Genomic DNA, 23,133 nt, shown 5'->3' on the forward strand with positions numbered 1-23,133 from the left:
ACGGCTCAAAATAAGCCGCCACAAAAATCAGTAAATACCCGCAATCGTATGTCTGGCGACGAAATGGCCTTCGCCCACCTTCACCAATGGCATCACCACCGGGTCATCGTGCAGCCCGCGGATCGGACTGGGGATTTCATCCACCAGCAGCGCCTGGTCTTTTCGCTTGTGCGCCGGATCGGCGACCGGTACAGCCGCCATCAGTTTGCGGGTGTACGCATGTTGGGGTGTTTCAAATACCGCACGGCGCGAGCCGATTTCCACTATCTGCCCGAGATACATCACCGCCACGCGGTGGCTGATGCGCTCAACAACGGCCATATCGTGAGAAATAAACAAAAATGCCAGACCAAACTCTTTCTGCAAATCCATCAGCAGATTGATGATTTGCGCGCGGATAGACACATCCAGCGCCGAAACCGATTCATCGGCAATCACCACTTTTGGATTAAGCGCCAGCGCACGTGCAATGCAAATTCGCTGCCGCTGGCCGCCGGAAAACTCATGAGGATAGCGCTGCGCGTGTTCCGGCAGCAGTCCGACTTTTTCCAGCAACCACGCCACACGGGCTTCGGCTTCTGCGCCTTTTGCCAGATTGTGAACCAGCAGCGGTTCCATAATGGAATATCCTACCGTCAGGCGCGGATCGAGCGAGGCGTAGGGATCCTGAAAAATAAACTGGATATCACGGCGCAGATGTTGCAGTTCACTGCCGCCGATATCGGTCAGCGTCTGGCCGTTAAAGGTGATGGTGCCCCCCTGACTCTTCACCAGTTTTAGCAGCGAACGGCCGGTGGTGGATTTACCACAGCCTGACTCCCCCACCAGCGCCAGCGTTTCACCGGGATGCAAATCAAAACTGACTTTTTCCACGGCATGAACCCGGCGGGTCACGCGATTGAAAATGCCGCTGCGCAGGTCGAACCGCGTAACCAGATCACGCACCTGCAATATCGGGGGCACGCCTGGCGTCAGGGTGTTTTGAATCAGTTCCGGATCGCTTTCCTGTTGTGTGGGAGCCGGGAAGCGTGCGGGCAGCGGTTTACCCGCCATCGAACCGAGTTTTGGCACCGCCGCCAGCAACGTCTGGGTATAAGGCGCCTGCGGAGAACGGAATATCGCGTTCACTTCCCCCGTTTCCACACTGTTGCCCTGATGCATCACCAGCACACGATCAGCAATTTCGGCCACCACCCCCATGTCATGCGTGATAAAAATCACCCCCATCTGCATCTCTTTTTGCAGCACCCGGATCAGTTGCAGAATTTGCGCCTGAATGGTGACATCCAGCGCCGTGGTCGGTTCGTCGGCAATCAGCAACGCAGGTTTACAGGAGAGTGCCATCGCAATCATCACCCGCTGGCGCATACCGCCGGAAAGCTGATGCGGGTAACTGTCGAGAATATTTCTGGCTTCGGGAATACGCACCAGATCCAGCATCCGTAATGCTTCCGCACGGGCTGCCCGGTGATCTTTATTTTGGTGCAAGCGGATCGATTCGGCGATTTGCTCCCCCACCGGGAAGACCGGATTGAGCGACGTCATCGGCTCCTGAAAAATCATCGCCATATCCGCGCCGCGCAGGTTACGCATGGCGGGCTGCGTGGCGTTCATCAGATCGACTATCTCACCGTTACGGCGGCGCAACTGCATTTCACCTTGTGAAATCTTCCCGCCGCCCTGTTCCACCAGCCGCATCAGCGCCAGTGAGGTCACTGATTTTCCGGAACCCGATTCGCCAACAATCGCCAGCGTTTCACCGCGTTTTACCTGAAAACTGAGATGACTGACCGCCTGAATGACCTGCCTTTCATGGGAAAACTGCACGCTGAGCTGGCTGACGGCAAGCACGTGTTCGGGCGGCAAAATAAGAGGACCGTTCATCGGGCTGTTCATGAACGGTAAATGCTGACGACGGGCGCATCGCCCACACGGGCGAATCCACGGTACATGCCTTCGCTGTTGAAAGGCAGCACCACATTGCCAAATTTATCCACCGCAATCATCCCGCCGCTTCCCCCCAGGGGCAGCAGTTTTTCCTGCACAACTTTATGTGTGGCCTCTTCCAGTGAAAGGCCGGCGTATTCGATAAGCGCGGCCACATCATAGGCCGCCACCGTGCGCATAAACACTTCGCCGGTACCGGTGCTGGAAATCGCCACCGTATTATTGCTGGCGTAACAACCTGCGCCAATAATCGGCGAATCGCCGACGCGTCCGGCCTGTTTGTTGGTCATACCGCCAGTGGATGTGGCTGCCGCCAGATTGCCCAGCGCATCCATCGCCACCGCACCGACGGTACCGAATTTATGTTCAGGATCCAGCGGGTCAGCGTCGTTAAGCGAAGCGCCGTCGTGATCGAGCATGACACCCTGATCAGCGGCGATGGCCCGCTGCAACTGGTCGTAACGTTCCTGGGTGAAAAAATAGTCCGCTCCGACCATTTCCTGGCCGTGCTCGCGGGCAAAGGCTTCCGCACCCGCTCCGGTGAACATCACATGCGGGCTGACTTCCAAAATTTTGCGGGCAGTCAGGATCGGGTTACGGATATGATTCACGCCACTGATGGCCCCGGCATCGAGCGTCCGGCCATCCATAATGCAGGCGTCTAACTCATGCGTGCCCTGATGGGTAAAAACAGCCCCTTTTCCCGCATTAAATAACGGACACTCTTCGAGCAGACGCACCGCCTCGGTGACCGCATCCAGTGCACTGCCGCCGGAGGCCAGAATAGCCTGTCCGCAGGTGACTATTCTCTCCAGTTCGGCTAAATAATGTCGTTCTTTTTCAGCGCTCATTGCCGCGCGGGTAATAGCCCCTGCACCACCGTGGATCGCAATAACCGGCCGCTTCTTGTCCGAAACGGAAGCCGCTGAATTATCAGTAGAAAAACTCATTAGCGCTGCACCTTTCGATGTTGTATTTATGTATAGGAAAATGTTGAGCTGTTTTTGACTATATTTAGCCCGCAACAGTATGTAAAGCGGAAATGTCGCACCATCAAAAAGTCGCTAATTGCTTAGATTGTTTAGGAAAAACAAATGCTGCAATTGAATATACCTGCGGGACAAATGACCAAAGAACAGCAATAATAAACGTCTTAACTACGGATAAAAGCATCTCTGGATAAGCTTTCCGCAGCTTTTTTATTTTCTCTTTTTAGGAAATCAGTTTATGGAAACTGTTTATAACCGCCGTCGGATTAATGTGATCTCATGGCTCAGCTATTTCTTTACCGGTGGACTGGTTTCCACTCTGGGCATTGTTATCGGGCCGGTGGCTACGGCATTTAACAAAGATCCGGGCTTTATCGGTCAAATGTTTTCCTTAATGAACATTGGCCTGTTCCTGCCCATTATGATCAGCGGCATTCTGATGCGTAAGTTTGATCTGGGCAAACAACTGATGACCGGCTCTTTCATTTCCGTGCTGGTGTGTATCGCGCTGTTTATCATGCCGTCTATTACACTGTTCGGCGTGGGTGTGTTCCTGATCGGCGCCACGGCGGGCCTGATGATGTCTATCGGCAGCTATCTGGTCGTACGTATTAATGACGATCCGAAAAAACGTTCTGCGAACCTGATCTTTACCGACTTCTTCTTCGCGCTTTCCGGTATGACGCTGTCGCTGGTGCTGGGTTTCCTGTTCAAACATGGCGCAAGCTGGCTGGCGATGTACGGCATCATGGGTGTCCTGAGCCTGCTGATGATTTTACTGTGCGCGGGTCAGAAATTCCCGAATGTTCCGCAACCGGTTAAAAACGAATCGACGCACAACGTGGTGAAAGAGCCATGGGGCATCGCGGTCTTCTTCCTGTGTATTGCGCTGTTTGCTTTTGTCTTCACCGAGCTGGTCTTCACGCTGTGGATGCCAAGCTGGCTGCATGAGCACTTCAGTATGGAAACGGACCGTGCCGCGATTTACATCACCACCTACTGGATGGTGAAAGCGATTGGCCTGTTCCTGAACCAGTTCACCGTGCGTTTCGTGAAACTGCGTACTTTCCTGCTGATTTCCGTGATTGTCGGCATGGCAAGTCTGGCGGTGCTGACCACCAGCAATTCGCCGACGCTGGTGCTCGTCGCCGTGGGTCTGTTCGGTTTCTGTAACTCAGGAATGTTCTCCGGTCTGATGAGCTACGGCAGCCTGCAGGTGAAAAACTCCCCGCCAACGCTGACCTCTGCGCTGCTGACCACCAGTTCCGTCGGCACGCTGATTTTCGCGTCCTTCTCGTCTTTCATCTACAACGAATACGGTTTGTTCTGGGCGCTGAATATCGCGACCATTTCCTATGCGTTGCTGGTGCTGATGGTGGTACTTGCCAGCCTGAAGAGCAAAGCAGAGAAAATTAACCACGAAGTCAGTGCACACTGAAAACCTTGTTTGAGCAATAAAAATCCGATCGCATTTTTGCGGTCGGATTTTTGGTGTCCATCCGCTCGATAATATATACACACCTCGAAACAATATTATCATCCCATATTATTTAATCCTCATTATTCATTACGTTAACGCCCACATATTACACATTCATAAACATCTTAAATTAAGTATTACTTAATATACAATTAATAACCTAAAAAATAAATATGCGTAGAATGTCCGCCAGACTCTTTAACAAAATCCTGACGGGACTAAATATAAAATGGGAAATAATCCGGGCAAATGGAAAACTGTAGCACTTAGATTAATAAAGCTTACCCCTCTGGCGATATCTATCTCTCTGGCTAATTACGCGCTTGCAACAGATATTAGTGATAAAGATGAATTTGGCAATGTGACAAATTTACCCGTGTTAGATATCAGCGGAATGGTCCCCTTTGACCTTTCCACCGAAGGGTATCTGGATGGCGTAAGTGCGACCACCTGGTCGGAAGGCACCACTTCCAGTATTCCCGCCTTTTATATTCATGATGGCGGCGCACTGACACAGTCAGTCGCGGCACCGGTGACGATCACCACTCAGGGCTCTTTAACTGAAGCGATGCTCATTTCCCGTGGCGGAAGCGTTGATTTACTCGGACCGCTTACTGTCAACACTTACGGCCAAAGTAAAGGCATTATGATGGAAGGAATAGGAACCTCTTTCCTTTCTAAAAATGATGTTACCGTAAATATTTATAATAACAACACCCCCGGATTCACGGTGAATAATAATGCCACCGCGACGATTGCCGGTACTCTGTATATTAATTCAATGCAGAACGGCTCTGATGGTCTGGTTATCCAGAATGGGGCAAAGGGCACAATCAATAAAGTCAATATCACTACTGCGGGTGATTATTCAGAAGGCATTATTTTAAACAACATCAATTCCAGTCTGCACAAGAGGAACGACGTTCTTATCACGGGAAGTGGTAGCACAGTGACCACCCACGGTAAGCATACCAATGCCTTATATGCAGAAGATAACGGATTTATTCTGTTTTCTAATGACGCGATAATTACCACGACGGGCGAGGACTCGCGGGCGATTTATTCCACCCGTAATGCCGGTGTATTAATGAATGGAGGTTCTGCTAATACAGAATATGCAGGCAGTACGGCGATCGAAAGTAATCAAAACAGCTACGTCACCTTAGTGAACACTGACATCCATTCCGCAGGCACGGCGATAAGCTCAAACGACAACTCTGTTATCTCGGTATTCAATGGCAATATCAGCAGCGGCAATACCACCAGCGGCATAGAAATCAGTCATCAGGGCAACGTTAACCTTAACCAGGTCGTGATGGAAAATGCACTGTCGGACCAACCGCTGGTTGACCTGATCACTTCCTACGTCACACCTGATTATGCCTACGGTGGCACACTGGACGTCAAAAACTCCCGGCTTGCGGGTAAAACTCAGGGCGTACACGCCACCGAAGGCGAATGGGCTATCACACTGGATAACAGTTCCCTGAATGCCGCCGATGCCTTTGTCGTTGCCGGAAGCAACAGCAACCAGATTGCAGACCTTGCGGTCAATGCCAGCAACGGCAGCATCATCAACGGTAACCTTATTGCGTTAAGCGCAGATGAAGACCCGATCGCCAGCCAGCTGACGCTCAATTTGCTTAACTCAACCTGGCAAGGCAGCGCGATGAATGGCACGGAATTTTCTTCTGCTTCTGCCGGTACGATTAATATTGATGCGCAGGACAGTCAGTGGCTGATGACCGATTCCTCGCGCATCGACTCTCTTAATATGAATAACGCCAGCGTCCGGTTTTCCGATCAAGGTGATTACAAAACGCTGGAAATGCACAATCTGTCAGGCAAGGGTACGTTCTTTATGAATACGTCGCTGGAGCAGAATGCGCAGGGAAACAGCGCTGGCGATCTCATTCATGTTACGGGCAACGCGTCCGGGCAGTTCGGATTACATATCTCTGCGTCGGGTAAGGCAGCACAGACAATTAACGACGGAATACGTGTCGTTCAGATTGATGATGCCAGCCGTCATAATGGCCTGTTCAGTCTGGAAAACAGCGTCAGTATCGGCGCTTACGACTATTATCTTTTTGAAGGGAGCAAGGATGCCACCGGCGATATGAATGACTGGTATCTGCGCGCTGAAATCCCAACACCTGACGCGCCGGTTCCTGATGTCCCAACGCCAGATAATCCGACACCGGATGTTCCTGCGCCTGCCCCGTCTACACCAGACACTTACCGTGGCGAAATCCCCAGTTATATCGCAGCACCTTATCTGAACTTGTATTATGGCATGCGTATTGCTGGCACGCTGCACGAGCGTATGGGCGATACAGAAACCTACGGCAAAGGCTACAACAATCGCGCATGGGCGAGAACCGGCGGTGAACACACTTCCTTCGATGCGGGACGTTTTGGATACGACAGTGATTACTGGTTCGCGCAATTCGGAACCGACTTATATCAGGATGAACTGAAAAACGGCACACGCGTCCACGCTGGCATCATGGCGACATTGGGCAACCAGAGTACCGACACGCAGGATCAGGTGCGCACGTTGGCGGGGAAACTTGCGGATGCAGGCTCAGTGCGCAGTGATGCCTACAGCGTTGGCGGCTATTACACCCGATATGCACAAGATGGCGCTTACGTTGACCTTGTCGGCCAGTTCACCTGGTATCGCAACCAGTATGAGAGCCTGCATGATACGAAACAGGACAGCTACGGCGTATTGCTTTCTGCTGAAGCAGGTCAACCCTATGCCGTCAGCACCAACTGGAAAATCGAACCTCAGGGACAGATCATTTATCAGTATCTGAATGCTGAAGATTTCAGCGATGAAATTTCTGATATCTCCGGCGTTTCAGTGAACCAGGGCACAGCGCGTGCCGGGTTGCGTTTGTTACGCGACCAGGCAGAAGATAAAGCCAGTGAAAAATTCAAACCTTACCTGACCGCCGACGTACTGAGTAATTTCTCGGATTCACCGGATATCAATGTCGGCGGAATCGATGTCAGTACAACGGATTTTTCCGATCAATACTGGCAGACCGGCGCGGGCATGACGGCGCAACTCGCACCGAATACCTCGGTGTATGCTGATGTGAAATACGTCAAAGGGTTTGACGGCGATATGGAAGGCTACGTCGGCCATATTGGGATCCAGGGGCGTTTTTAATTCAGATCTCTGAATCACACGCATAAAAAAGGGAAGGCATCAAAGCCTTCCCTTTTCTTATTTCGTTGCTGCGTTTAAAGCTGCGGGCAACGCTGCAAACTGTTTAGCCAGGATGTTTCAGGCTGAGCGGCCAGACGACGCGCACGTCCGTGGCGGCGCAAAATCAATCCTTTGTCCTGCATTTCACTCAGATCGCGTCTGATCGTTTCGAGACTTACATCCAGCGATTGTGCCAGTTCGCTTACCTGTAGCACTTCATGTTGTTCAACCAACTGAAGGATGGCCTGATGGCGATTTTTTTTAAGCACCGGTTATTCCTGTTTATATGACAGTTATGTGACGAAGGTCACAAATAACGGTAACTATAATACCTGCGTTACATTGTTAATTTTGGGATCGATCTCAATTTTTCAGGAATCCGCGCAGAATTTTTACGCCTTCGGCGCTTTTTGGTTCGCTGCGTTTCTCTGTCATACTATGCGCATGCTCCATTTCCCTGCCCGGCTCCGCTGAAAATACCTGCCACGCCGGGACGAATGACTAAGGATTTTTTATGGAATTCAATACTGCCGGTCTGATCTCACTTGACGAAGCGCTGGATAAAATGCGCGACTGTGTACCGCCTAAAACAAGTCAGGAGGCCGAATCCCTGCCACTTGCTGGCGCCGCGGGCCGCATGACTGCCACACCGGTGCTTTCTCCGGTTTTCGTGCCACCTTTTGATAACTCTGCGATGGATGGCTATGCCGTACGTTGCGCAGATTTGCACGACGGCGCGGTGTTCCCGGTCGCGGGCAAAGCCTTTGCCGGTGCGCCTTTTCATGGCGAATGGCCTGCCGGAAGCTGTATCCGCATCATGACCGGTGCGCCAGTTCCCGCCGGTGCCGACGCAGTAATCATGCAGGAACAGGCTGAAGTTTCAGATGCGGGAGTACGTTTCACTGCAACAGCGCAAAAAGGCCAGAATATCCGCCTGACCGGAGACGACATTAAACAGGGCGACAGCGTTTTGCCTGCCGGTGTACGTTTGGGTGCGGCAGAATTACCGCTGCTGGCCTCGCTGGGCGTCACCCACGTCAAGGTGTGGAAACCGCTGAAAGTCGCCGTATTCTCCACCGGCGATGAACTGCAACCGGTGGGAACGCCTTTGCAGGAGGGGCAGATTTACGATACCAACCGTTTCGCTGTGCGCCTGATGCTGGAACAACTGGGCTGTACCGTCCTGGATTTAGGCATTATTCGCGATAATCCCCTGGCGCTGCGTAAAGCCTTCGAAGAAGCCAATGCGTTTGCCGATCTGGTGATTTCCAGCGGCGGCGTATCGGTCGGTGAAGCCGATTACACGAAGCAGATCCTGGATGAACTGGGTGAAATTGGTTTCTGGAAGCTTGCCATGAAACCGGGCAAACCTTTTGCTTTCGGTAAACTGGAAAGCAGCTGGTTCTGCGGTTTGCCGGGGAATCCGGTGTCGGCAGCACTGACGTTTTATCAGCTGGTTCAGCCATTTATTGCACAGTTGTCCGGCCATACGGCCTGGCAATTCCCGCCGCGCCTGAAGGCAAAAGCGGTGACACCATTGAAAAAATCCCCCGGACGTCTCGATTTCCAGCGCGGTATCTTCAGCACCAATGCAGAAGGACAACTGGAAGTGCGCACCACCGGCCATCAGGGTTCGCACGTATTCAGCTCATTCAGCCAGGCCAACTGTTTTATCGTGCTTGAACGCGGGCGCGGTAACGTGGCGGCAGGCGAAATCGTTGAAATCGAACCGTTTAACGCCCTGCTGCGGAGCTGAATATGCCTCAACTGCCGGAACTGACGGACGCTGAAACCCTGCGTTATAACCGCCAGATCGTTCTGAAAGGGTTTGATTTTGACGGCCAGGAACAACTGAAAGCCAGTCATGCGCTGATTGTCGGACTGGGCGGTTTAGGCTGTGCCGCTGCGCAATATCTGGCGGCGGCAGGCACCGGTACGTTAACGCTACTGGATTTCGACACGGTCTCGCTGTCAAACCTGCAACGCCAGACGCTGCATACTGACGCCCGGATCGGCATATCGAAAGTGGAATCCGCCGCAATGGCGCTGGCGGTAATCAATCCGCACATTGTCATTCATCAGATTAATGCACAGGCCAGCGACGACATGCTGCGTGACCTGATCGCCGCCTGCGACGTGGTGGTCGATTGCACCGACAACGTCACCACGCGCAATCAGCTGAACGGTGAATGTTTCGCGCAGAAAAAACCGCTGGTTTCCGGTGCCGCCATCCGCATGGAAGGCCAGCTCAGCGTGTTCACTTATCAGCCGCAGGAACCCTGCTACCGCTGCCTGAGCCGGTTATTCGGTGAAAACGCCCTGACCTGCGTGGAAGCCGGTGTGATGGCACCTTTAGTCGGCACCATCGGCAGCTTGCAGGCGATGGAAACCATCAAACTGCTGACAAAATTTGGTGAAACCCCGCGCGGAAAACTGCTGATGTTCGACGCCATGACGTTGCAGTTCCGCGAAATGAAACTGATGAAAGACCCGCATTGTGAAGTGTGTGGGGATTGTTGAATCAGTAAATTCAGACACAAAAAAACCGCCTTTATCGGCGGTTTTCTATTTTTTATGACACCCAAAACAATTCGCAAAATCATTCGCGTTGTATCAAGGCGGCAACTGCACGAATCCCCGGGAGCTTACATCGGTAAGTGACCGGGGTGAGTAAAGGCAGCCAACGCCGAGACAACGTGAAGGATGCAGCGAATTAACTATTGATGCCCTGGCTACGCAGATAATCTTCGTAATTACCCGAGAAATCAATCACGCGGGTCGGCGTCATTTCCAGAATACGGGTTGCCAGCGAGCTGACGAACTCACGGTCATGGGAAACGAAGATCAACGTACCTTCGTACATTTCCAGCGCCATGTTCAGCGATTCGATGGATTCCATATCAAGGTGGTTGGTTGGTTCATCCATAATCAGGATGTTCGGACGTTGCATCATCAGTTTCCCGAATAACATACGACCTTTTTCACCACCGGAAAGTACTTTCACTTTCTTCTTGATATCGTCCTGACCGAACAGCAGACGGCCTAACACACCGCGTACGGCCTGCTCGTCGTCTTTCTCGGATTTCCACTGGCTCATCCAGTCAAAGACGTTCAGGGTGTCATCGAACTCATATTCGTGATCCTGCGCGTAATAACCGATCTTGGCGTTTTCAGACCATTTTACTGAACCGCTTTCCGGTTCATGCTCACCGACCAGCGTTTTCAGCAGCGTTGATTTACCGATACCGTTGGCACCCAGAATCGCGACTTTCTCGCCCACTTCCAGCATCAGGCCGAGATTTTTAAACAGCGGACCGTTGTCGAAACCTTTGGTGATTTTTTCCACTTCCAGCGCATTACGGAACAATTTCTTGTCCTGCTCGAAGCGCATGTAAGGGTTCTGACGGCTGGATGCTTTGATTTCATCAAGCTGAATTTTATCAATCTGACGGGCACGGGAAGTCGCCTGTTTCGATTTGGAGGCGTTCGCGCTGAAGCGGCTGACGAACGATTGCAGTTCAGCAATCTGTGCTTTCTTCTTGGCGTTATTGGCGCTGAGAAGTTCACGAGCCTGCGTCGCCGCCGTCATGTATTCATCGTAGTTGCCCGGATAAACACGCAGTTCGCCATAGTCGAGATCCGCCATGTGCGTACACACCATGTTCAGGAAGTGACGGTCATGGGAAATGATGATCATGGTGCTGTTACGTTCATTCAGCACCTGCTCCAGCCAGCGAATAGTATCGATGTCCAGGTTGTTCGTCGGTTCGTCGAGCAGCAGGATTTCCGGGTCGGAGAACAGCGCCTGCGCCAGCAAAACACGCAGTTTAAAGCCCGGGGCGATTTCGCTCATCGGGCCATAATGTTGCTCGACAGGGATCCCCACGCCCAGCAGCAATTCACCCGCACGGGATTCTGCGCTGTAGCCATCCATTTCGCCGTAAGCGACTTCCAGATCAGCCACTTTGTAGCCGTCTTCTTCGCTCATTTCCGCCATCGCGTAAATACGGTCGCGCTCTTCCTTCACTTCCCACAATTCGGTGTGGCCCATGATAACGGTGTCCAGCACGCTGAACTGTTCGAAGGCGAACTGATCCTGGCGTAATTTACCCAGACGCTCATTCGGGTCCAGCACAACGTTACCGCCAGAAGGCACTAAGTCGCCACCGAGGATCTTCATGAAAGTGGACTTGCCACAACCGTTCGCGCCAATCAGGCCGTAACGGTTACCGCCGCCAAATTTCACGTTAATGTTTTCAAATAACGGCTTGCTGCCGAATTGCATGGTGATGTTGTAAGTACTTAGCACAACGCTCGCTCTTAATTGGGAAATGTGATTTGGCGCGCATTATGCCACAACAGCGCGTCAGGATCGCCTGTAGTTGTGGTCATTTTTCACTCAACAGCTAAAAAAAATGCTTAATGTGCGACTTTTCAGAAAGCAACAAAAACAAAAAACCCGGCCGGAGCCGGGTTTGTCGTACAACCGCTGAAATCAGAAGTTGTAGCCAATCACGCCGTAGTAACCCCAGCCGGTGGACTTCACATCGAAGTTACCGTTACCGAAGTTCAGCTCAGCGCCGTCAGCCCACTGGCCGCCGTTGTGGAAGTAACGCGCCACGAACGAGTAATGCCAGTGTGTGTAGTTCAGCGACAGGATATGGCTGGAGGCGATAGAGTTGTTAGAACGCGCTTTGTTGCCGTTCAGATCACGGAAATCGTCATCACCCAGTGAGGAGCCCCAGTCGAAGTTGGTGAACCCGATATAGCTCAGGTTGCCACCCCACAGTTGCGTCAGAGGAACGAAATATTTCACTTTGAAACGGTAACCGTCCCAGCTGTTTTCGTTCGCTGCGCTGTAGTTTTCCCACTGGTATTTCGCATACACGTTCAGCGACAGGCTCATCGGCAGACCGGTGTCGATGTCGGTGCCCAGCCCCATGTACCAGGTATTCTGACGGTTATCGCTGTCCGGGCCCATGTCGTAGATATAGTTGTTCGCGAAGTACCATTCTTTGAACGGACCGAAGCTCAGATCAGTACCGGTCAGCTTATCAATAGAGAAACGCGGTTCGATTTCCATAAACAGCGGAGAACCGTTTTTATCCCAGATACCGGTGTCATTACCGTTACCGGCGCCGAAGGTTTTAGGAATATCGATATAACCGTAGAAATCAAACCAGTCTTTGTGCGCAAACGCTTCATATTCAAGGTAAACATCGTTACGCAGCGTAGGCCCGAAACGGGTATCGGCGCTACCTACAACGTTGACACTTTGGTGCCACCAGTCAGAAACAAATTCGCCCTTGCTATCATCAGCGAGCACGGTCGCGCTGTAGGACAAAGCCATCAAAGCGCCTGCTGCAATAATTTTATTTTTCATATTTTTACCAGAAGCGGGGGGTGGAACAACGCCTTGCCACTTTCAGACGTTGCATAAAACAAACCCTAAAACTGTGATCCGCAACCGATTGCTGCACATAGTGCAAAAAACCTGCAATTACCAGTTACTTCCTACAAGAGTCGACTTTTCTTAGCTAATAAATAGATTTGGTCAAGGTTTGTCAATTTCTGTTTCATTCCGATACATCTCCAATGTGACATTCATCACATTTATCTTTCCGTGCGCTTTTATTCAGTACGGACTGAGGCAAAAAGTTATCGTTGATAAAATGACCATTCGTTATTTGTCATGCTATAATCATGACAAATAACGGTGCGGAGGCACACATCATGAATTCAAAAATTACCGGGCTGTCTTCCAGCTCTGTGCAAGATTCTGCAACGCCGCTTTGGCAATCTGCGGGCCTTCCCGCAAGCAGCGGAATCAGTTTGATAAATGCCATACAAAAGGGATTTCCGGTTGATAGTATCAGCCGTCTTAATACTGAGCTGGGATGGCCAAAAATGGTGTTACTGGAAATCATGGGCATTAACGAACGCAACTATGCCCGGCGTAAAGCCGGGAACGGATTGCTAAAAAGTGAAGAGAGTGAACGTGTGGCGCGACTGGTTCGCATCGTGGATGCCGCAACTGATTTGTTCGAAGGGGATCGTGTCTCGGCGCTCGAATGGTTCACCCGCCCTGCTCCGGCACTGGATGGTTCACGTCCGCTGGAACTGCTGTCTTCTGAAGCGGGTGCTGTGGAAGTCAGCCGCCTGATTGGTCGTCTCCAGCACGGTGTTTTCAGTTGAAGCTGTTTCGTATCGTGCAGACCCGCCATCTGGCGACAGCCTGGTCGGGAGCCGGCGCGCAACTTTATGGCGGTCGCTGGAATCCGCCAGGCAGGCCGGTCGTCTATGTCACCACCAGCATCTCACTGGCTATCCTGGAAATTCTGGTGCATTTGCAAACCAGCATGCTGATGCGTTCCTATACCTTGCTGAGTATTGAGGTGCCAGAGGAACTGCTGGATACGCTGGAAGTTTCAGAGCTTGCCGCCGACTGGCGAAGCGCATCGGTGCCTGACAGCACACAACGTCAGGGTGACGTCTGGCTTGCAGAAGGTGAATATGTCGGGCTGAAAGTGCCGTCAGTGATTGTGCCGTCGGAATACAACGTATTACTTAATCCGCTACACCCGGCTTTTGCCGATTTACTGAGTTCAGTAGAACGCGAGCCCATGATGTTTGACCCGCGCCTGCAATAAAGCGCGGGTCTGCTCCCTGTCAGGAAATCACTCTGCTTTCCGGTTGCTGCGATAAATGAGTGCCAGTGCGATGATAAGGCAGGGAATAGCCGCAATCCGGTGCCATGACAGCGCGATCTGCGGATTATCCAGCCAGCCGAAATTATCAATCAGCATACCCATTGCCAGTTGTCCGAGGATTACCGCGACCGTTGCCACCGCCGTTCCGACACGGGGTACCGCTGTCACCATCACAATGATGTAAGGCACGCCAAATAATGCGCCTGCGAGTTGCCACTTCGGTACGGTGAGCAAGGTTTGCGGCTGCGGTGTTTGCAAAAACAGCACCAGCACTGCGGTAATGGCAGCCCCGACGCTGAACGTCAGGAATGCGCTTTTCAGTACGCCCACTTTCCCGCCTAACTGCCCGTTCACCGCCGCCTGCATACTCAGCGCGGCACCGGCCACAATGGCCAGTATTATCATCATCAGTTCAGTCATGGTTCAGTCCCAGGCAATCAAAACAAGTGCAGCAACGATAAACAGCAGCGCCAGCAGGCGTTCGCCGCCGACTTTCTTGTGCGGTGTACCAAACCAGCCGTAATGGTCGATCAGCACGCTTTTCGCCACCTGCCCTGACAAAATCGCAATCATGGTCATGCCGATACCAATGACCGGCGTCGCGAGCGTCAGCACCACGACATAGACCGGGCCGAGCACGCCACCCAGCAATGTCCAGCCCGGTTGTTCATTGAATGACGGCGCATTACGCGGGCTGAAAAACAGCACCAGCAGGCCGGTGAGCACCGCACCCACACCAAAAATACTCAGCGTGGCCCACAGATGGCCAACCTCCGTTCCCAGCGGACCAATCAGCCCGGCCTCCAGTGAAAGCCCCATCCCCGCCAGAACGACCAGCGGAATTAACATCAGATTCATCATTGCCCTGCTTTCTGTTTTTTCGAAGCGGCGACTATAACGTGACAGAACTATGCGAAAAACAGCACAATCAGGAAAATACCTTTGCGGGATACGCACAGATGAAAGGTTTTAATCAGATCAATATTCAGGCATTACGGCTGTATGTCGCGGTACTGGATCAGGGCAGTTTCTCTGAGGTGGCGCGGCGTGAGGCGATGTCGCCGTCAACCGTATCGCGGGTGATTTCCCAGCTTGAACAGGCATTACAGACGCAACTGCTGTATCGCAACACACGCGCCGTCAGCCCGACAGAATCCGGCAAACTGCTCGCCGGACATGCGCGACAGGTGCTGGCACAGTTGGATCTCGCCACGCTGGATTTGCAGGAGCAGGACAGCGAACCCGGCGGACTGGTGCGCATCAATGCGCCGGTAGTTTTTGGTCAGCGCCATCTTGCGCCGTGGTTGCATGAACTGAGTACACGTTATCCGCGCCTGAATATCGAGCTGATGCAGACCGACGATTTTATCGACCCGTTGCAGGACAGCGTTGACTTGCTCATCCGTATTGGCGTGATGGCGGACTCCACCCTGCAGGCGCGCACGCTCGGCCATCAGAATTTTCGCCTTGCCGCCAGCCCTGCTTATCTGGCCCGCGCAGGAAAGCCGGAAACACCGGAGGATTTAGCCAGTCACAGTTGCCTGGTGTTCAAAGGATTTGCCGGTTCACAACGCTGGTACTTTCGTCAGCCGGAACAGGAATGGCATTCGATGACCCTGCGGGGATTACTGACCAGCAATAATGCGGAAACCCTGACGCAGGCCGGGATCGACGGCATGGGGCTGGTGGTGTTCCCCACCTGGCTGATTGGCGATGCCCTGCGCGACGGTCGGCTGGTCAGCGTACTGGAAAATTATCAGGTATCGACGTCACCGGAGCCGCAGACCATCAGCGCGCTGTATCCGAACAGCCGCCGCCCGTCGATCAAAGTCAGGGCTGTGATTGATTTTCTGCTGGAGAAATTTGGCAGTCCGGCGTACTGGGAGTAAGGCGTTGCACTGAGGTTTTTGTTGAATAGTCCGAGACAATTTCGGTTTTTCAAGTGCAGCGACCACCTGACTCGCCGCGCCGAACCCGACCAGAGGGGAAAGGCTTTTCCCCTCTGAACTCCCCTCGCTTTTTCAAACTCTTAAGGCCAGTGTGGGTGGCAACCCACGGTGTTGACGTTGAACCAAGTCGGTGTGGGTGGCAACCCACGGTGCTGACGTTAAAGCTAGAGGCTACCGCCGCCTAACTCCATCCCCACATGCGGTATCCCATCTTCGTCATAAATTTCGGTATACGCCACAAACCCCAGCCTGCCGTAGAATCCCTGCAAATGCGCCTGTGCGGAAATCGCGACGCGCGCACCCGGCCAGTGTTTCTGGCAGGCAGCCAGTGCCTGTTCCATCAGCTGATAACCCAGTTTCAGGCCGCGTGCAGAGGGCGCGACAATCACCCGTCCGATTGCCACGTCATCTTCGAAACGCAGAATACGCGCGTAGGCGGCAATCTTGCCATCCAGCCAGGCGACGATATGACGGTTTTCACCGGTCAGATCCTGTCCGTCGATATCCTGATAAACACAGGTTTGTTCCACCACAAATACTTCACTTCGCAGTGCAAGAATGGCGTAAAGCTGCGCCGCGTTCAGTTCACTGTGATGATAATCCTGCCAGTGAAGCGATGATGATTCCGTCATGAGTGAATGCCCTGCCTGTTTTCTGAAAGCCAAAAAAAAGAGATATTCCTGAGAATATCTCTTTTTAACACAGATTTTACAGCCAATTTATCAGGCAGATTTCTTCAGCGGCTGCGTGCGAACCGGTGCGTCGCCTGCGGTGTAATATGCCGCCGTACTGCGCGGTAATGGCTGGCGGCCACGGATTTTATCGGCAATCTTTTCGGCGATCATAATAGTTGTCGCATTCAGGTTACCGGTAATGATCTGCGGCATGATGGAGGCATCAACCACGCGCAGCCCTTCCATACCGTGAACCCGCCCTTCTCCGTCCACCACCGCCATCTCATCCGTACCCATTTTACAGGTGCATGACGGATGGAAAGCCGTTTCCGCATGTTCACGGATAAACGCATCCAGCTCTTCGTCAGTCTGTACGTTTTCACCCGGGCTGATTTCACGACCACGGTAAGGATCCAGCGCTGGCTGATTCATGATTTCACGCGTGATGCGGATGGCGTCACGGAACTCCTGCCAGTCCTGCTCCGTCGCCATGTAATTAAACAGAATGCTCGGATGCTGGCGCGGATCTTTCGATTTCACCTGAACGCGGCCACGGCTGGGTGAACGCATTGAACCGACATGCGCCTGGAAACCGTGCTCTTTTACCGCATTACTGCCGTTGTAATTAATCGCCACCGGCAGGAAGTGATACTGAATATTCGGCCAGGCAAATTCTTCACGGCTGCGGATAAAACCGCCCGCTTCAAACTGATTGCTGGCACCCACGCCGGTGCCTTTAAACAGCCACTCGGCACCAATCGCTGGCTGGTTGTGCATCTGCAATGCCGGATACAACGAGACCGGCTGCGTACAACTGTATTGCAGGTACATTTCCAGATGATCCTGCAGGTTCTCCCCGACGCCCGGCAAGTCGTGCACCAGCGGGATATCCAGACGGTTCAGCAGTTCAGCCGCACCGACACCGGAACGTTGCAGAATTTGCGGAGAGGCAATCGCGCCGCTGCACAGCAACACTTCGCGTTTCGCCTTCGCCGTTTTGGCGTTGTATTCATCACCGTGGAAATAGCTGACACCCACCGCGCGCTTGCCGTCGAACAGGATCCTGTCGGTCAGGGCATGCGTCACAATGGTCAGATTGGCGCGCGGTTTGGCCTGATCCAGATACCCGCGGGCAGTGCTCGCACGACGCCCCTTCGGCGTCACGGTTCTGTCCATCGGGCCAAAACCTTCCTGTTTGAACCCATTCAGGTCATCCGTGCGCGAATACCCCGCCTGCACACCGGCTTCAATCATCGCGCCGAACAGCGGATTATTGCCGTTTTTAGGCGTCGCCACGCTCACCGGCCCTTCGCCGCCGTGGAAGTCATTCGGGCCGATGTCGCGGGTTTCTGCTTTACGGAAATAAGGCAGGCAGTCCAGATAACTCCAGTCTTCCAGACCCGGTGCTTTCGCCCAGTTATCGAAATCCATCGCGTTACCGCGGATGTAACACATGCCGTTAATCAGCGACGAGCCTCCCAGCCCTTTACCGCGCCCGCACTCCATGCGGCGGTTATTCATATGCGGCTCCGGGTCGGTTTCGTACGCCCAGTTGTAACGACGACCCTGTAACGGAAATGCCAGCGCCGCAGGCATCTGCGTGCGAAAATCCAGACGATAATCTGGGCCACCGGCTTCGAGCAGCAGCACACTGACACTGCTGTCTTCAGTCAGACGGGTGGCGAGTACGTTGCCGGCAGAACCGGCCCCGATAATGATGTAATCGTAATCCATTGAATCTCCTCTGTTGCAGCGGATCAAAATACTGAGCTGAATTCGCCCAGTTCGACCTGCACGGATTTGATTTGGGTGTAATGCTCAAGTGTGGTGATGCCGTTTTCGCGCCCGACACCGGAATGTTTGTAACCGCCGACCGGCATTTCTGCGGCAGATTCGCCCCAGGTGTTGATCCAGCAAATCCCGGCTTCGAGTTTGTGGATCACGCGGTGGGCGCGGTTGAGATCCTGCGTCACCAGTCCGGCGGCCAGACCATATTCAGTATCGTTGGCGCGGCGGATCACTTCTTCTTCGCTTTCATAAGTCAGAATGCTCATCACCGGTCCGAAGATTTCTTCACGGACGATCAGCATGTCATCACGGCAGTCGGTAAATACCGTCGGGGCGACGTAAGCGCCTTTGGCGAATTCACCGGAAGTCATGCGTTCGCCACCGGTCAGCAAGGTCGCGCCTTCACGTTTGCCGCTTTCGATGTAACGCAGCACGGATTCCATGTGCGCGAAGCTGACCAGCGGGCCGAAGTTGACATTTTCATCTGTCGGATCGCCTGAGCGAATGCGTTTCACCCGTTCCAGCACTTTGGCTTCGAACGCTTTATGCAATGCTTTGGGGATAAACACCCGGGTGCCGTTGGTGCACACCTGTCCGGCGCTGTAGAAATTCGCCATCATCGCGATGTCGGCGGCTTTATCAAGATCGGCATCATCAAAAATAATCAATGGCGATTTACCGCCCAGTTCCATGGTGACTTCTTTCAGCGTGGAGGCCGAGGCGCTGGCCATGACTTTCTTGCCGGTTTTGATACCGCCAGTGAAGGAGACTTTGGCGATATCCGGATGATCGGTTAACGCCTGACCGACGCTGGCCGCGCCCGTCACCACGCTGAAAACGCCGTCCGGCACACCGGCTTGGGTGTAGATTTCTGCCAGTTTCAGGGCAGTCAGCGACGTGTTTTCACTCGGTTTGAACACCATCGCATTACCGGCCGCCAGCGCAGGAGCAGATTTCCACAAGGCAATCTGAATCGGATAGTTCCACGCGCCGATACCGGCGACCACACCCAGCGGCTCGCGGCGGGTATAAACGAAAGAAGAATCACGCAGCGGAATTTGCTGGCCTTCAATCGCCGGGATTAACCCGGCGTAGTACTCCAGCACATCCGCGCCGGTGACGATATCCACGGCCAGCGTTTCTGACAGCGGTTTACCGGTGTCTGCCGTTTCAATGGCGGCCAGTTCGTCGTTGCGCTCACGCAGAATATCCACCGCGCGGCGCAGAATACGGGCGCGGCTCATGGCGGTCATCGCGGCCCAGACTTTCTGGCCTTTCTGCGCGGATTTCACCGCCAGATCGACATCCGCGTGTGTGGCAGATTGCACCGTGGCAATCACTTCGCCGTTGGCCGGATTAACGGCGTCGAAGGTTTCATCACCGGTGCTGTCCTGAAAACGCCCGTTGATATAAAGTTTTTGCTTGCCGTAGCGGGACATACATCTCTCCTCGGTCTGTGCGGTCTGAAAATTTTCTGCGCCGTTTACTGCCCGACAACGCGCGGTGCGAACTGCGATTCAATATGGCGATGTGTTATCTGCATCGCCTCGTCGCGGTTAAACGCTTTACCGCTGAGTGCGCCGCGCAGCCACAGGCCATCAATCAATGCCGCCGTGCTTTGCGCTGCGAGACGCGCCTCGTTTTTAGGCAGAAAACGTCTGAATTCAGAACATAAATTGGAATAGAGCCGGCGGCTGTTAACCTGTTGCAGCCGGTACAACTGCGGGTGATGCATGCTGCTCGCCCAGAAGGCCAGCCAGGTTTTCATCGCCGCGCTGTTAGTCTGACTGTCGTCAAAATTGGCTTCTGCAATCGCATGCAGCCGCGCCGTCGGTGCGGTATCCGTCATCTGTGATAAGCGCAACTGCACACCTTCTCCCAGATGACTGAGCAAATAACGCATAGTGGCTTCCAGCAGCCCGTTCTTGTCACGAAAGTAGTGACTGATGATGCCGTTGGAGACGCCAGCGCGTCGGGCAATTTGCGAAATCGAAGCATCGTGCATACCGACTTCGTTCACCGCAGCCAGCGTTGCCTCAATTAATTGCTGCCGTCTGATGGGCTGCATTCCTACTTTGGGCATGGTTCCGGCTCCTGAAAATGAGCGGGTTGCAATGCGCTTAAAAAACTCTTTTTACGCTCCCGCTCAGCCTTGTTAAAACGCTCTCACTCCCCCTATTTAACTTTTTTTTGATTGAACGTTCAATTAAAAATGCATATATTTTATTACCAATACGTTAGTAATTTGTATGAATTTTGAGATTTAAATGAATCCAATTTATTGAAAAATAGCGATTAATTGACATAACAGGGGAAAAGATGGCGATTGCCGATACGACAGAGAGAAAAAGCGAAAAACCTCGCGACCAGCTGAACAAGGTTGTGTTCTTCACCTCCGCCGGGCTGATTTTAGCCTTCACATTAATGACCATTTTCTTCACCGATTTATCAGGAAAATGGATCAGCCTGACCCTAAACTGGGTGTCCGCCACCTTCGGCTGGTATTACATGCTGGCGGCTACGCTGTACATCGTGTTTGTAGTGTTCATAGCCTGTTCACGTTTTGGTTCGATCAAACTGGGCCCTGAACAATCCAAACCCGAATTCAGCATGATGAGCTGGGCTGCAATGCTGTTTGCTGCCGGGATCGGCATCGACCTGATGTTCTTCTCGGTCGCCGAACCGGTGACACAATACATGTTGCCACCGGAAGGCAACGGGCAAACGCTGGAAGCCGCACGGCAGGCCATGACCTGGACGCTGTTCCACTACGGCCTGACCGGCTGGGCGATGTACGCGCTGATGGGCATTGCACTGGGCTATTTCAGCTACCGCTATAACCTGCCGCTGACCATCCGTTCGGCGCTGTACCCGATTTTTGGTAAGCGCATTAACGGCCCGATCGGTCATAGCGTGGATATCGCTGCCGTGGTCGGGACTATTTTTGGTATCGCCACCACGCTCGGCATTGGTGTGGTGCAGCTTAACTACGGCCTGAAAGTGCTGTTCCATATTCCGGAAAACCTGACCGTTCAGGCCGCGCTGATCCTGCTTTCTGTGATTATGGCGACGGTGTCGGTGACCTCCGGCGTTAACAAAGGTATCCGTATTCTGTCGGAACTCAACGTACTGCTGGCGCTGGGGCTGATTCTGTTCCTGCTGTTCTTCGGCAATACCGAATTCCTGCTCAATGCGCTGGTGCTCAATATTGGCGATTACATCAATCGCTTTATGGGCATGACACTCAATACCTTTGCCTTTGACCGTCCGACCGAATGGATGAACAGCTGGACCCTGTTCTTCTGGGCGTGGTGGGTAGCGTGGTCGCCGTTTGTCGGCCTGTTCCTGGCGCGTATTTCACGCGGTCGTACCATCCGTCAATTCGTGTTCGGCACCCTGATTATTCCGTTCGTCTTCACCCTGCTGTGGCTGTCAATTTTCGGTAACAGTGCGCTGTACCAGATCCTGCATGGCAATCTGGATTTCGCCAACGAGGTGATCTCACACCCTGAACGCGGCGTTTACAGCCTGCTGGCACAGTATCCCGGCTTTACGCTGAGCGCGTCCGTCGCGACGATTACCGGCCTGCTGTTTTATGTCACCTCGGCGGACTCCGGCTCGCTGGTGTTGGGTAACTTCACCTCAAAACTGGCAGACATCAATAACGATGCGCCAAACTGGCTGCGGATTTTCTGGTCGGTCACCATCGGCGTACTGACACTGGGTATGCTGATGACCGACGGCGTTTCTGCACTGCAAAACACCACGGTAATTATGGGTCTGCCGTTCAGCTTTGTGATTTTCTTCATCATGGCCGGATTGTATAAATCACTGCGTCTGGAAGATTACCGCCGCGCCAGCACCCAGCAGACTCTGGCTCCGCTGCCTGCCACCAGCGACGCGGCGCTGAACTGGAAACAGCGTCTGTCGCGGGTCATGAATTATCCGGGCACACGCCATACCCAGAAAATGATGGACACTGTTTGCCGCCCTGCGATGCAGGAAGTGGCCCAGGAACTGGAACTACGCGGGGCAAAAGTGACCTTTAACGAGCACGAGCCACAGGAAGACGAGAAAATCGGACCGCTGGAATTGCAGGTCGCGTTGGGCGAAGAGCAAAACTTTGTCTATCAGATCTGGCCGGTACGCTATGCAGTTCCTGCCTTTACCTATCGCGCACGCGCCGGTAAATCGCATTATTACCGTCTGGAAACCTTCCTTCTTGAAGGGACTCAGGGTAATGACCTGATGGACTTCACCAAACATCAGGTGATCAATGACATTCTGGATCAATACGAACGTCATCTGAACTTCCTGCATATCAACCGTGAAGCGCCGGGCAACACCCTCACCTTCCCCGAACAGCCAGTCTGATA

At 53.1% G+C, this 23,133-nt stretch carries 19 protein-coding genes; 8 read left to right on the plus strand and 11 right to left on the minus strand.

Going from position 1 to position 23,133, the window contains the following annotated elements:
- Positions 1–27: 27 nt before the first annotated feature.
- Positions 28–1,896 (minus strand): dipeptide ABC transporter ATP-binding protein, encoded by a 1,869-nt coding sequence (locus tag AACU55_RS21750; protein ID WP_037036086.1) that lies wholly within the window; start codon positions 1,894–1,896, stop codon positions 28–30.
- Positions 1,893–2,897 carry an isoaspartyl peptidase/L-asparaginase family protein gene (locus AACU55_RS21755; protein ID WP_134706100.1) on the minus strand — a complete coding sequence of 335 codons (1,005 nt, stop codon included), beginning with the start codon at positions 2,895–2,897 and terminating at the stop codon, positions 1,893–1,895. The genes AACU55_RS21750 and AACU55_RS21755 overlap by 4 nt, the downstream gene beginning before the upstream one ends.
- 277 nt (positions 2,898–3,174) lie before the next feature.
- On the opposite strand from AACU55_RS21755, the gene tsgA reads away from it, so the two are divergent.
- Both tsgA and AACU55_RS21765 read left to right on the plus strand, forming a co-directional pair.
- On the plus strand, positions 3,175–4,374 hold the full coding sequence (gene tsgA / locus AACU55_RS21760; protein ID WP_037036089.1) for an MFS transporter TsgA: 1,200 nt from the start codon (positions 3,175–3,177) through the stop codon (positions 4,372–4,374).
- Between the two features lie 403 nt (positions 4,375–4,777).
- Positions 4,778–7,597, plus strand: coding sequence for an autotransporter family protein (locus AACU55_RS21765; RefSeq protein ID WP_240785657.1), 2,820 nt, complete (start codon positions 4,778–4,780; stop codon positions 7,595–7,597).
- 74 nt (positions 7,598–7,671) lie between these two features.
- Here AACU55_RS21765 and AACU55_RS21770 read toward each other — a convergent pair whose 3' ends face one another.
- The gene (locus tag AACU55_RS21770) at positions 7,672–7,905 is read right to left on the minus strand and encodes a DeoR family transcriptional regulator (RefSeq protein WP_013574728.1); all 234 of its coding nucleotides are present in this window, start codon (positions 7,903–7,905) and stop codon (positions 7,672–7,674) included.
- A 245-nt stretch (positions 7,906–8,150) separates the two neighbouring features.
- On the opposite strand from AACU55_RS21770, the gene moeA reads away from it, so the two are divergent.
- Together moeA and moeB are read left to right on the plus strand one after the other, a co-directional pair.
- Complete coding sequence (gene moeA / locus AACU55_RS21775) at positions 8,151–9,392, plus strand: molybdopterin molybdotransferase MoeA (protein WP_134706102.1); 1,242 nt, start codon at positions 8,151–8,153, stop codon at positions 9,390–9,392.
- 2 nt (positions 9,393–9,394) lie between these two features.
- Positions 9,395–10,156 (plus strand): molybdopterin-synthase adenylyltransferase MoeB, encoded by a 762-nt coding sequence (moeB, locus tag AACU55_RS21780; RefSeq protein ID WP_134706103.1) that lies wholly within the window; start codon positions 9,395–9,397, stop codon positions 10,154–10,156.
- A 193-nt stretch (positions 10,157–10,349) separates the two neighbouring features.
- Here moeB and AACU55_RS21785 read toward each other — a convergent pair whose 3' ends face one another.
- Together AACU55_RS21785 and AACU55_RS21790 are read right to left on the minus strand one after the other, a co-directional pair.
- Positions 10,350–11,945 (minus strand): ABC-F family ATPase, encoded by a 1,596-nt coding sequence (locus AACU55_RS21785; protein ID WP_013574725.1) that lies wholly within the window; start codon positions 11,943–11,945, stop codon positions 10,350–10,352.
- 186 nt (positions 11,946–12,131) lie between these two features.
- Positions 12,132–13,019, minus strand: coding sequence for a nucleoside-specific channel-forming protein Tsx (locus tag AACU55_RS21790; protein WP_037036097.1), 888 nt, complete (start codon positions 13,017–13,019; stop codon positions 12,132–12,134).
- Positions 13,020–13,369: 350 nt separating this feature from the next.
- Between AACU55_RS21790 and parS the strand changes: the two genes are divergently transcribed.
- Positions 13,370–13,831 carry a type II RES/Xre toxin-antitoxin system antitoxin gene (gene parS / locus AACU55_RS21795; RefSeq protein WP_013574723.1) on the plus strand — a complete coding sequence of 154 codons (462 nt, stop codon included), beginning with the start codon at positions 13,370–13,372 and terminating at the stop codon, positions 13,829–13,831.
- Positions 13,828–14,286: an RES family NAD+ phosphorylase gene (locus tag AACU55_RS21800; RefSeq protein WP_134706104.1), complete on the plus strand. Its 459-nt coding sequence runs from the start codon at positions 13,828–13,830 to the stop codon at positions 14,284–14,286. The genes parS and AACU55_RS21800 overlap by 4 nt, the downstream gene beginning before the upstream one ends.
- 27 nt (positions 14,287–14,313) lie before the next feature.
- Here the strand turns inward: AACU55_RS21800 and AACU55_RS21805 are convergent, their stop codons facing one another.
- A complete protein-coding gene (locus AACU55_RS21805; protein WP_013574721.1) occupies positions 14,314–14,766 on the minus strand; it encodes a DMT family transporter in 453 nt (150 codons plus the stop codon).
- A 3-nt stretch (positions 14,767–14,769) separates the two neighbouring features.
- Positions 14,770–15,204 carry a DMT family transporter gene (locus tag AACU55_RS21810; RefSeq protein ID WP_013574720.1) on the minus strand — a complete coding sequence of 145 codons (435 nt, stop codon included), beginning with the start codon at positions 15,202–15,204 and terminating at the stop codon, positions 14,770–14,772.
- Positions 15,205–15,305: 101 nt separating this feature from the next.
- On the opposite strand from AACU55_RS21810, the gene AACU55_RS21815 reads away from it, so the two are divergent.
- Entirely contained in the window at positions 15,306–16,235 is a 930-nt protein-coding gene (locus AACU55_RS21815; protein ID WP_037036098.1) for a LysR family transcriptional regulator, read from the plus strand.
- A 224-nt stretch (positions 16,236–16,459) separates the two neighbouring features.
- Here the strand turns inward: AACU55_RS21815 and AACU55_RS21820 are convergent, their stop codons facing one another.
- From AACU55_RS21820 to betI, 4 genes are all read right to left on the minus strand, one after another.
- Positions 16,460–16,927, minus strand: a complete 468-nt coding sequence (locus tag AACU55_RS21820) for a GNAT family N-acetyltransferase (RefSeq protein WP_037036100.1) — start codon at positions 16,925–16,927, stop codon at positions 16,460–16,462.
- 90 nt (positions 16,928–17,017) lie between these two features.
- Positions 17,018–18,703, minus strand: coding sequence for a choline dehydrogenase (gene betA, locus AACU55_RS21825; RefSeq protein ID WP_013574717.1), 1,686 nt, complete (start codon positions 18,701–18,703; stop codon positions 17,018–17,020).
- 23 nt (positions 18,704–18,726) lie between these two features.
- Positions 18,727–20,196 (minus strand): betaine-aldehyde dehydrogenase, encoded by a 1,470-nt coding sequence (betB, locus tag AACU55_RS21830; protein ID WP_013574716.1) that lies wholly within the window; start codon positions 20,194–20,196, stop codon positions 18,727–18,729.
- 44 nt (positions 20,197–20,240) lie between these two features.
- Entirely contained in the window at positions 20,241–20,840 is a 600-nt protein-coding gene (gene betI / locus AACU55_RS21835) for a transcriptional regulator BetI (protein ID WP_013574715.1), read from the minus strand.
- Between the two features lie 236 nt (positions 20,841–21,076).
- Between betI and AACU55_RS21840 the strand changes: the two genes are divergently transcribed.
- Positions 21,077–23,131 carry a choline transporter gene (locus AACU55_RS21840; RefSeq protein ID WP_134706105.1) on the plus strand — a complete coding sequence of 685 codons (2,055 nt, stop codon included), beginning with the start codon at positions 21,077–21,079 and terminating at the stop codon, positions 23,129–23,131.
- Positions 23,132–23,133 lie beyond the last annotated feature (2 nt).

It is taken from the genome of Rahnella sp. CJA17(1/100) (genome assembly GCF_963881615.1).
Lineage (GTDB): Bacteria > Pseudomonadota > Gammaproteobacteria > Enterobacterales > Enterobacteriaceae > Rahnella > Rahnella aceris.

Coding starts and splice junctions, on each gene's coding strand:
- parS (WP_013574723.1), top strand. CDS start 13,370: ATGAATTCAAAAATTACCGGGCTGTCTTCCAGCTCTGTGCAAGATTCT.
- AACU55_RS21820 (WP_037036100.1), bottom strand. CDS start 16,927: ATGACGGAATCATCATCGCTTCACTGGCAGGATTATCATCACAGTGAA.
- moeB (WP_134706103.1), top strand. CDS start 9,395: ATGCCTCAACTGCCGGAACTGACGGACGCTGAAACCCTGCGTTATAAC.
- AACU55_RS21840 (WP_134706105.1), top strand. CDS start 21,077: ATGGCGATTGCCGATACGACAGAGAGAAAAAGCGAAAAACCTCGCGAC.
- AACU55_RS21790 (WP_037036097.1), bottom strand. CDS start 13,019: ATGAAAAATAAAATTATTGCAGCAGGCGCTTTGATGGCTTTGTCCTAC.
- AACU55_RS21750 (WP_037036086.1), bottom strand. CDS start 1,896: ATGAACAGCCCGATGAACGGTCCTCTTATTTTGCCGCCCGAACACGTG.
- betB (WP_013574716.1), bottom strand. CDS start 20,196: ATGTCCCGCTACGGCAAGCAAAAACTTTATATCAACGGGCGTTTTCAG.
- AACU55_RS21815 (WP_037036098.1), top strand. CDS start 15,306: ATGAAAGGTTTTAATCAGATCAATATTCAGGCATTACGGCTGTATGTC.
- tsgA (WP_037036089.1), top strand. CDS start 3,175: ATGGAAACTGTTTATAACCGCCGTCGGATTAATGTGATCTCATGGCTC.
- moeA (WP_134706102.1), top strand. CDS start 8,151: ATGGAATTCAATACTGCCGGTCTGATCTCACTTGACGAAGCGCTGGAT.
- betI (WP_013574715.1), bottom strand. CDS start 20,840: ATGCCCAAAGTAGGAATGCAGCCCATCAGACGGCAGCAATTAATTGAG.
- AACU55_RS21805 (WP_013574721.1), bottom strand. CDS start 14,766: ATGACTGAACTGATGATGATAATACTGGCCATTGTGGCCGGTGCCGCG.
- AACU55_RS21810 (WP_013574720.1), bottom strand. CDS start 15,204: ATGAATCTGATGTTAATTCCGCTGGTCGTTCTGGCGGGGATGGGGCTT.
- betA (WP_013574717.1), bottom strand. CDS start 18,703: ATGGATTACGATTACATCATTATCGGGGCCGGTTCTGCCGGCAACGTA.
- AACU55_RS21755 (WP_134706100.1), bottom strand. CDS start 2,897: ATGAGTTTTTCTACTGATAATTCAGCGGCTTCCGTTTCGGACAAGAAG.